Genomic DNA, 7,977 nt, shown 5'->3' on the forward strand with positions numbered 1-7,977 from the left:
TCTCCTGCTGTTAGTTAACGGGTTGTAAGTCGACGCGCGCCATCATCGCGGCCAACTGGGTACGATCTTTAACGCCAACGTTGCTTTGGCTGACGGCCATTGCCGCCACTGCCGTCGCCAGACGCAGCGTGTGTTCGCTGGATTCACGCATCAGCAAACCGTAAATCAGGCCACCGACCATCGAGTCGCCGGCACCGACGGTGCTGACCACTTCGCAAGCTGGCGGTTTGGCGATCCATTCGCCTGAGGCATTCACCCACAGCGCACCTTCCGCGCCAAGTGAAATCACCACGTGGGCGATGCCCTGCTCGCGCAGTTCGTGTGCGGCATCAATCACGTCTTGCAAATCTGGCAGTTTGCGGCCGGCCCAAATTTCCAGTTCGCGGCGATTAGGCTTAACCAACCACGGCGCGGCTTTCAGACCCGCCACCAGCGCTTCACGGCTGCTGTCGAAGATGATGCATGGGCACAGCGCACGCAGATCGCTCATCCATTTGGTGAACGCTTCTGGCGCCACGCCGGCTGGCAAGCTGCCGCTGACGCACACCATGTCGAACTGACCGAGCCAGGTGAGTGAATCCGCGGTGAAGCGATCCCAATCCTGACCGGTGACTTCGAAGCCGGAGAAGTTCAGGTCGGTGACATCACCGTCTTTTTCCGTCAGCTTAACGTTGATACGCGTACGGCCCTGCACCACCTGGAAACGGTTGGCAATGCCCAGTTCGCTGAACAGTTGCTGGAAACCGTCCTGATTCTCTTTACCGAGGAAACCGCCCACGGTGACATCAATGCCGAGATCCTTCAGCACCTTGGCCACGTTGATGCCTTTACCCGCAGCGTGCAGGCCGGTGGTTTTCACCAGGTTCACTTCGCCACGCTCAATTTCTGGCGTGTAACCCACCAGATCGTAGGCAGGATTCAAGGTGATGGTTGCGACGCGACGACTCATGCTGCCCCCTCGCCTAAACCGGCATTGATGGCTTCTTCAATCGCATTCAGCGCTTGTTGTGCGTCATCACCGCTGGCGGTAAAGCGCAGGCGATGGCCTTTTTTCACACCGAGCGCCACCACTTTCATCAGGCTGCGACCGTTAGCGGGTTTACCGCTGCCGTCCAGGTTGGTGACGGTGATATCACTGTTGAATTGTTTGATCACGCTGACCAACGCGGTGCCCGGACGCGCATGCAAACCGTGTTCGTTGCGAATGGTGAATTCGGCGGTCAACTGTTCAGCCGCTTCATCGACTTCGCTGGTCAGCAACGCCAGAATACCGGCGGCATCCGCTTTCAGCAGACGTTCAGCTTTGTTGTTCAGCAGCAAGTTGCTCAAATAGCCCAGCACTTCCAGCGGACGTTGATCGTTGGCCGCAACGGTCAGCAGCAGCGCAACATTTTCGCCTTGAAGTACGAATGGCGTAGCCGCACGGCTTACCGCTACCGCACTGCCGAGGTTGCCGCTGGTGCTGTCGCTCAACCAGATGCCCTGACCGAGGCTCAGTGGCGCGCGCGAAATCACATCCGCCACAAATGACGCATCCACCGCGCCAGCCGCTTGCAGACGTCCGGCGTTCAGCGCTTGTAAGGTGATTAAATCGCTGGCGGCCACATCAACCGTAATCAGCGAGGTATCGAATTTGAATTCAGCCGCCTGAGTTTCGCCCATCAGCAGCGCACGTAGCTCTTCTGCCGACGCGGTTTTGAGCTGTTCAGCAATGCTGTCGTCACTCAATACGTGGGTAAGTTGACGCAGCAGCGCGAGGTGTTCATCAGATTTAGCGGCAATACCGATTGCCACATACGCCGTTTGTCCATCGCCCCAATCCACGCCCTGTGGGAACTGGTAAACCTGCACACCGGTTTTCAGCACCAGATCGCGAGTGTCGGTGGTGCCGTGTGGAATGGCAATGCCGTTACCCAGGAAGGTGGTGGTTTGCTGTTCGCGTGCCAGCATGCCGTTAACGTAGCCTTCTGCCACATTGCCCGCAGCGGTTAACGCGGCAGCAACCTGACGAATGGCCTCTTCTTTATTCTGTGCATTCGCACCGGTATGAATGGCCTGAACTTCGAGCTGGAACATATCTCTCCTCGCTTGCTGTATTGAATCGTTTCAGCTAAAGGTCGAAAAAATAAGCGGTGCACCATGGGGTTAGCCGGAATGACAACGCTGAAACGTTTCAGGGAATATGGTACAGCCAGCTTCAGCAGGCAAGAAATTGCGCGATCGGAGTAGCAGATTTTTGACGTTCCGCACACTTCATGTTGGATTTAGGATTTTTACCGGCGAGAAAGCTGATGCTTTTGCTGTAACGAAATGCGGCATTAAGCCAAATTTTTCAGCAACGCGTCAGCATTACGATTATGGCGCAGTATCTGCTTCGAGTTTTAGTAGAAAAGTCATGGCACTAGCGCGGCTGTCACCACACATTTCCTTGCTCGGCTGTAAACCTGCGCACACCGCCGGACGCAGCGGAGAACCGAAAATCCTGCAACGTTGCTGGTCGTCGAGTTGCACGCAGCGCGTATTGGCCGGTTTGCCGTGCGGCATGCCAGGGATCGGCGACGAGATTGAGGGCGCGGTGCAGCAAGCTCCGCATTGGTCGCGACAAAACATCATGCGCTCCTGAGAGAATTCGCCGCGACAATAACAGCCTGACGCAGCGAATACCATGCATTGGCGACAATTTTACCTCGCCTCACTTGCCTGTTTTTCACCGCGCGAGTAACGTGACGCGCATTAACCTTCTCTCAGCGAGTAACGTCACTATGCCAAAGGCAAATGAAATCAAAAAAGGAATGGCCGTCACCTGGAACGGCAAACTGTTGCTGGTAAAAGACATTGACGTGCAAAGCCCCAGCGCACGTGGTGCCGCCACGCTTTACAAGATGCGTTTTACCGACGTGCGCACCGGATTGAAAGTGGAAGAGCGCTTCAAGGGTGACGATATTATTGATGCCATTTCCCTTAGCCGTCGTGCAGTCACCTTCTCTTATATAGATGGTGATGAATATGTGTTTATGGACGACGAAGATTACACGCCGTACAACTTCAAAAAAGATCAGATTGAAGAAGAGCTGCTGTTCATTCCAGAAGGCGGCATTCCGGGCATTCAGGTACTGACCATGGATGGACAAGTACTGGCGCTTGAGCTGCCACAAACTGTCGATATGGAAATTGTTGATACCTCGCCGGGCATCAAAGGCGCATCCGCCAGCGCACGCAGCAAACCCGCGGGCATGAGCACCGGCTTGTACATTCAGGTGCCAGAATATCTCAGCAATGGCGATCGCATCCGCATTCATATTGCAGAACGCCGCTACATGAGCCGCGCTGACTAACAACAGACTTCCGTCCGGGCGCTGGTGGTTGTTATAGTATAACAACGCCATGCGCGCCGGATGTCACCTCCCGCGCGTGATTTATCCTCTTTTCTGGGAGCCCTTTTGTGACGCGCGTAAACCTCATTACCGGATTTCTCGGCAGCGGAAAAACCACCACTCTGCTGCATCTTTTAGCCAACAAGCCCGCCAACGAAAATTGGGCGATTCTGGTCAATGAATTTGGCGAGATTGGCATCGACGGTGCATTACTGGCCGATCGCGGTGCCACGCTGAAAGAGATTCCCGGTGGTTGTATGTGCTGCGTTAACGGCTTGCCGCTGCAAGTGGGCCTCAACATGCTGCTGAAGCAGGCGAAACCTGACCGCCTGATCATCGAACCCACTGGCCTTGGTCACCCAAAACAGCTCCTGAATATGCTGCGCGCAGCGGTGTATCAACCGTGGATTGCCGTTGATGCGACGTTAACGTTGCTCGATCCGCGCCAGTTGGCTGAACAACGCGTGGTAAAAAACGAAAACTTCCGCGATCAGTTAGTGGCGGCAGATATTGTGATAGCGAATAAAAGCGATCGCTGGAGTGATGAAGATCGGCAACGCCTGCAAGTGTGGCAGCAGCAGTTTTTGGGCGATCGCCAATTAGTCGAAGCGGCTTGGGGCAACATCGATCCCGAGCTACTCAAACAGCCGGCCTTGGCGGATCGTGCGGTTCCCGATGCGGCGCATCATAACCATTCATCACGTCCGCAAGGATTGGCGGCGCTCAAATTGGACGGCCAGGCACGCTGGCGTCGTGCGCTAAATGAAGGTCAGGGACATGCTTCTTGTGGCTGGATTTTTGATGGCGAAACGGTATTCGACACCATCAAAGCGCTAGAGTGGGCAAGGCTTGCGCCGGTAGATCGGGTGAAAGGTGTGCTGCGAACCCCTGATGGTTTAGTTAACATTAACCGCCAGGGTGAAGACCTGTTTATCGAAACGCGCCCCACTACACCGCCGGATAGTCGCATCGAATTAATCCACCACCAGCCTGCTGACTGGAACCTTTTGCAGGCCGCCTTGTTGAAGATTCGTTTAAATTAGGTGCGTTAGGTTGCCCCGTTGTTTTCACTTTGAGTCACTTTTTTATGCGCACCTGTCGAATCATCACCATCCTGCTGCTTAATGCGCTGGGGATAATGCTATTTCTTTCCTGGTATCTGCCGCCCGATCACGGTTTCTGGTTTGGTATCGATAAAACCATCTTCTATAGCTTCAATGATCAGATGGTTGATCATCACGCGTTCGCCATGTTGGTGGCGATCACCAACTTCCGCGGCTTTGATGCGATTTCACTGCTGGCCATGGGCTTGCTGTATTTGTGGTTCTGGCGTCGCGAAACGCCACAAGGCCGCCGCCGCATGATCGCCATTGGTATCACCATGCTGTTAAGCGCGGTGGTGCTAAATCAGCTTGGCCATTTACTGCCGGTGCAACACTCCAGCCCGACGCTATTCTTTGACAATGTCCATCGCGTCAGTGAATTAACCGGCATTCCGGCTAAAGATGCTTCCAAAGATAGTTTCCCTGGCGATCACGGCATGATGCTGATTATTTTCGCCTGCTTTATGTGGCGTTATTTCGGCTTTCGCGCGTTCCTTATGGGCGCATTAATTGCCGTGGTGTTTGCTCTGCCACGCGTAATGGCCGGCGCACATTGGTTTACTGATATTGCCGTCGGTTCAATGTCGGTGATTCTGGTGGGATTGAGTTGGTGCTTATTAACGCCATTCAGTGACAAACTGGTTAATTGGCTAAATTGCGCGTTGCCAGGCAAACATAAGCCGCGCCGGTAATTGTTAAGCGCGAGTGATCTGAATAGTTAAAGTTGATCGCTCGCGCTTATTGGAACCTCAAATAGATTATTAGCAGGCTAATGTTTTTCTGATAAAAGAAAACATTATGATGCAAAACGCGTAACAATAGCCTTTTTCTGAAGCTGTCCAGCCCGAACCCTCTTAAAATAGGCCTTAGCGCCAGAATTACCCCCTGATTGCACCGCTATTTGGCTATTAAATCGCTGCCAATTGTTGATAAACTAGCCATTGTGTTACAGATTGATTTCACATCGAAAAAACCTATAAAAATTTATATAAAAGCACTCGCCACGCGGTCTGTAATCGGTTAACCTCAAATCCGATTAGTAAGCAACAGCATAAAATGCGGTGCTTAATGCGACAAAAATGTGTTCATTAACACATTTTAGTAATTAAGGATTTGTCTTAACCGGCTGTACTTATTAATCTCAACCCGTTTTGTCATCTGGCTGACGACATTATGTCGTAAGGAACTCAAAGGAACACACGTACAATGGTCAAGTCTCAACCAATACTGAGATACCTCAGGCGGATCCTTCCCGCAGTAGCATTAGCAACACTCTTATCGGCATGCAGCAGTACACATAACGGTCAGAACGCGAATAACGAGAATCATGAAGTTAACAACCAGAATGGTTTTTTACTTCAAGCGTCTCAGGACGAATTTGAACAAATGGTGCAGAACGTGGACGTTAAGTCCCGCATCATGGAACAGTACAGTGACTGGAAAGGTGTACGTTATCGCTTAGGCGGCGACACCAAACGCGGCATTGATTGTTCTGCTTTTGTTCAGCGCACCTTTCGCGAGCAGTTCGGTTTAGATTTGCCACGCTCAACGTCTGAACAGCAAGACACCGGTAAAGAGATTTCACGCAATAAATTGCGCGCAGGTGACTTAGTGCTGTTCCGCGCCGGTTCTACCGGTCGCCACGTGGGCATCTATCTTGGCAACGATAACTTTGTTCACGCGTCCACCAGCAGTGGCGTAATGATTTCCAACCTGAATGACAGTTATTGGAAAAATCGTTACCGCGAAGCGCGTCGGGTTCTTGCTAAAAACCCAAGCTAACGTATTTCTTTGATGATCCTCTCAGCCAGAGAATCAGAAACGCTGCCCCGGCAGCGTTTTTTTTCGCCCGTAGTTTTTAACTCAAATCCAACCGATAAAAAGTAATTGAGAATCAAAAATATAACGAGACATTCTTCGCGCTCTCGTTATATTCTCGTTGACTTCCTGATACCCAGATATTGCGCTGCAGACACCGTTATCACCGTGGCTGCGATCTGAAGTGGGTAGTGACCAAACGATAAACATAAAAAAAAATGGCAAGACAAGGGGAATGCACTCCATGCCACTGTCAGGGACATTAAAACACCACCGCAGTTATTCACGCCGTATCGCCTGGCATAGTGCGATTATCGGCGCGGCATTCTTTCTGCTTTTTGTCACCGTGCTATTAACACTCACCTGGCAAAAACGTGTACAACAACACGAACAGCTTCTGGCACACAGCCGCGACGATTTACAACAGGTGATAGCAAGCCTGGTCGATACACTTTATCCCTTACAGCAATACACCCAGTTAGCCTGCAACAACGTCAGTCGTGAGCTCACTTCTCGCGCCGCCTTTGCCGGTAATATCCGCGCCATCCTGCTGGTGCGTGATGGCAACGCTTACTGCTCTTCTGCCACCGGCGCTTTTCTGATGCCGGCCAACGATATTTCTCCTGAGTCTGAACTGGAACGCGATCGCGATATGCGCTTGCTTGAAGGCACGCCATTGCTACCGAAGAAACCGGCGCTGGTGCTATGGGTGAAAAATCCAGGTTCAGCCGAGACCGGCCTTTTCGCCACCATGAACATCAGCCTGACGCCTTATCAGCTGCTGGCCTCTTATCATCCCGAAATCACTGGCATGGCGCTGGTGGTCAGCAACAAAGCGCTGTTGAGCGGCAGCAACAACGTGGTACGCGCGAGTGATTTACCGCCATCGCTGCATGAAATAGCCTTTAATAACAGCGATCTGCACTTCGTGCTATTTGGCACCACCTTAGCGCCACGCGATTACTCACTGACGTTGCTGACCGGCATCCTCTTCTCACTGCTGATTTCCGCCCTAAGCGGGTTGTTGCTGACGCGACATCAGCGGCCGGGCAAAGAGATCATGCAGGGCATTAAACGCGGCCAGTTTCATGTTGAATACCAGCCGCTGGTCACCGCGCACGATGGACAACCCTACGGCGTGGAAGCGCTGCTGCGCTGGACGCATCCCACTGAAGGCATGATTCCGCCGGATGCCTTTATCAGCTACGCCGAAGCGCAAAACCTGATTATTCCGCTCACTCAGCATCTGTTCACGCTGGTGGCGCGCGATGCTCAGTTTCTCTGTAAACAGCTGCCGCGCGGCACGCGCCTGAGCCTCAATCTCTCGCCGCTGCATCTCGCTTCAGAGAGCTTCCGGCGCGATGTCCAGGCATGGATTAACATCATGCCCACCGATCACTTCAACTATGTGTTTGAAATTACCGAACGCAGCATGGTCGGTGAAAAAAGCGCGGGAGAAATCTTCGCCTGGCTACATGAGAACAATTTTAAAATAGCGATTGATGATTTCGGTACCGGGCATAGCGCGCTGATCTATCTGGAAAAATATCCGTTCGATTACCTGAAAATCGATCGCGGCTTTGTGCAAAGCATTGGTACAGAAACTGTCACCTCACCGGTGCTTGATGCAGTGCTGCTACTGGCGAAAAAACTCAATCTCAAAACCGTGGCTGAAGGGGTCG

The 7,977-nt window shown here is 52.4% G+C and carries 8 protein-coding genes; 5 read left to right on the forward strand and 3 right to left on the reverse strand.

What is annotated here, in order from left to right; all coding sequences use genetic code 11:
- Positions 1 to 10: 10 nt before the first annotated feature.
- The 3 genes from fruK to ABDW13_RS12475 all read right to left on the reverse strand — a co-directional run bounded on the left by fruK (position 11) and on the right by ABDW13_RS12475 (position 2,610).
- Positions 11 to 949, reverse strand: coding sequence for a 1-phosphofructokinase (gene fruK / locus ABDW13_RS12465; RefSeq protein ID WP_343552870.1), 939 nt, complete (start codon positions 947 to 949; stop codon positions 11 to 13).
- Entirely contained in the window at positions 946 to 2,076 is a 1,131-nt protein-coding gene (fruB, locus tag ABDW13_RS12470) for a fused PTS fructose transporter subunit IIA/HPr protein (protein WP_343552871.1), read from the reverse strand. The genes fruK and fruB overlap by 4 nt, the downstream gene beginning before the upstream one ends.
- Positions 2,077 to 2,355: 279 nt before the next feature.
- Entirely contained in the window at positions 2,356 to 2,610 is a 255-nt protein-coding gene (locus ABDW13_RS12475) for a YkgJ family cysteine cluster protein (protein ID WP_343552872.1), read from the reverse strand.
- Positions 2,611 to 2,762: 152 nt separating this feature from the next.
- On the opposite strand from ABDW13_RS12475, the gene yeiP reads away from it, so the two are divergent.
- The 5 genes from yeiP to ABDW13_RS12500 all read left to right on the forward strand — a co-directional run.
- Positions 2,763 to 3,335 (forward strand): elongation factor P-like protein YeiP, encoded by a 573-nt coding sequence (yeiP, locus tag ABDW13_RS12480; RefSeq protein WP_343552873.1) that lies wholly within the window; start codon positions 2,763 to 2,765, stop codon positions 3,333 to 3,335.
- A 107-nt stretch (positions 3,336 to 3,442) separates the two neighbouring features.
- Positions 3,443 to 4,417, forward strand: a complete 975-nt coding sequence (locus ABDW13_RS12485; protein ID WP_343552874.1) for a GTP-binding protein — start codon at positions 3,443 to 3,445, stop codon at positions 4,415 to 4,417.
- 44 nt (positions 4,418 to 4,461) lie between these two features.
- On the forward strand, positions 4,462 to 5,169 hold the full coding sequence (locus ABDW13_RS12490; RefSeq protein ID WP_343552875.1) for a phosphatase PAP2 family protein: 708 nt from the start codon (positions 4,462 to 4,464) through the stop codon (positions 5,167 to 5,169).
- A 514-nt stretch (positions 5,170 to 5,683) separates the two neighbouring features.
- Positions 5,684 to 6,259 (forward strand): bifunctional murein DD-endopeptidase/murein LD-carboxypeptidase, encoded by a 576-nt coding sequence (gene mepS, locus ABDW13_RS12495; protein ID WP_343552876.1) that lies wholly within the window; start codon positions 5,684 to 5,686, stop codon positions 6,257 to 6,259.
- A 280-nt stretch (positions 6,260 to 6,539) separates the two neighbouring features.
- The coding region (locus ABDW13_RS12500; RefSeq protein WP_343552877.1) for a cyclic di-GMP phosphodiesterase at positions 6,540 to 7,977 on the forward strand (1,438 nt) is incomplete at its 3' end.

It is taken from the genome of Pantoea sp., from assembly GCF_039594315.1.
Classification (GTDB): Bacteria; Pseudomonadota; Gammaproteobacteria; order Enterobacterales; family Enterobacteriaceae; genus Pantoea.

What these genes read in the sequence shown, in the direction of transcription:
- fruB (WP_343552871.1), bottom strand. Translation starts at nt 2,076, where the DNA reads ATGTTCCAGCTCGAAGTTCAGGCCATTCATACCGGTGCGAATGCACAG.
- ABDW13_RS12490 (WP_343552875.1), top strand. Translation starts at nt 4,462, where the DNA reads ATGCGCACCTGTCGAATCATCACCATCCTGCTGCTTAATGCGCTGGGG.
- fruK (WP_343552870.1), bottom strand. Translation starts at nt 949, where the DNA reads ATGAGTCGTCGCGTCGCAACCATCACCTTGAATCCTGCCTACGATCTG.
- mepS (WP_343552876.1), top strand. Translation starts at nt 5,684, where the DNA reads ATGGTCAAGTCTCAACCAATACTGAGATACCTCAGGCGGATCCTTCCC.
- ABDW13_RS12475 (WP_343552872.1), bottom strand. Translation starts at nt 2,610, where the DNA reads ATGTTTTGTCGCGACCAATGCGGAGCTTGCTGCACCGCGCCCTCAATC.
- yeiP (WP_343552873.1), top strand. Translation starts at nt 2,763, where the DNA reads ATGCCAAAGGCAAATGAAATCAAAAAAGGAATGGCCGTCACCTGGAAC.